This is a genomic window from Lacihabitans soyangensis (assembly GCF_024343775.1).
In the GTDB taxonomy this organism is placed as follows: domain Bacteria; phylum Bacteroidota; class Bacteroidia; order Cytophagales; family Spirosomataceae; genus Leadbetterella; species Leadbetterella soyangensis.
In genome coordinates, this window is sequence record NZ_RJUF01000145.1 from 1 (window position 1) to 1,580 (window position 1,580).

Genomic DNA, 1,580 nt, shown 5'->3' on the forward strand with positions numbered 1-1,580 from the left:
CACCTGCTACAATTACTCTATCAGCTAAAGCAGTACCACCGACTCTAATGTCAGATGCTCCTCCACCGTTACCACCAATTGCATTCGTACAAACTGAGGTGCCTGCTGTACCACCACCATTATAACCATTTTGTCCTCCAACATATATATTAAGGACTTGGCCAGGGGTTACGGCTAATCTACCAGATGCTACACCTCCTAAACCTCCTAAAACCCCTTGATTATTACTGCCACCTTGAGCCCCATTTGCTGTAATATCTATCTCAGTTACCCCTGCAGGTACGATAAATGTTTGAAGGTTTCCTGTGAAATTAAATGTTTCTGTAATTGGTTGAGATGCGGATATTGATGTTACTGAAGGCGTTACTTCAATGGTAGAAGTAATTGGAGTATTTGTAGTGTTTGTGGCTACAAATGATGTTATATTTCCTGTACCACTCGATGCTAAACCTATCGCACTATTTGAATTTGTCCAGTTATAAACAGTATTTTGATTGTTCCCAGTAAAATTAATTGCTGTTGTTGTGGCACCGTTGCACAATATTTGGTTTCCTACTGAACTAACGGTTGGCAAGTCAAAAACGGTTATTGCAGTTGTGGCGGTAGCAGTTCCACCACCACTTGAAGAAACAACAACCGTATATACACCATTCAAACTACTAGTAGCATTGGTGAATGAGGGATTCTGAGAAGATGAACTAAATGAATTGGGTCCGGTCCAGAGATAAGTTACCCCACCTGTTGCACTTAAATTTAGTGTACTTCCACTACAAATAGGCGAATTATTGCTCGCATAGGCTTCACTTAAAGCCACAAGTGTGGTTGCACTTGCGGAACAACCATTATTTGTGACAGTTATTGAATAAGTACCTGAAGCTGCTGTGGTTACATTGACTATACTTGGATTTTGAAGTGATGAATTAAATGAGTTGGGTCCCGTCCAAGCGTAAGTTCCTCCACCAGAACTACTTAGATTGAGTGTTCCACCTGCAATCACTGGTGAGTTACTACTTGGATTCGGCACCGGTAAGGCATTTATCACTACACTTGTGGTAGCACTCGTTGTACAGCCATTGGCATCCGTTACTGTCAAAGTATATGTACCATTTGCCGCCGTAGTTACGTTTGTAATGCTTGGATTTTGCGTATTCGCAATAAACGAATTTGGCCCTGTCCATGCATAAGTACTCATTCCACTCGCAGAATTAAAACTCAAGGTAGTTTCGGCACATTTAGGTGAATCTGAACTTGGATTGGGTATAGGTAAGGCACTGATTGTTACCACGGATGAAGCTGTAGCTGTACAGCCATTTGCTCCAGTCACTGTTACGGTGAAAGTGCCAGCTGTAGTGATAGTTGCCATTGCTGTATTGGCCGAGTAAGAATTTGGTCCTGACCATTGGTAGCTTGTACCTCCCGAGGCAGTTCTGGTTACACTCGTCACCGAACAGGTCAGATTCGTTGAGCCAGTTATGCTCGGACTTGGAGCAGTGCCATCCAAGCTTACAGACGTAATAGCAGTAGCTGTACATCCATTGCTTCCTGTCACCGTCACAGTATAGGTTCCTGCTGAGTTAATT

1 protein-coding gene is annotated in these 1,580 nt (G+C 42.8%); it reads right to left on the minus strand.

From position 1 onward, the window contains the following. The coding region (locus tag EGI31_RS15120; protein WP_255037997.1) for a beta strand repeat-containing protein at positions 1-1,580 on the minus strand (1,580 nt) is incomplete at both ends.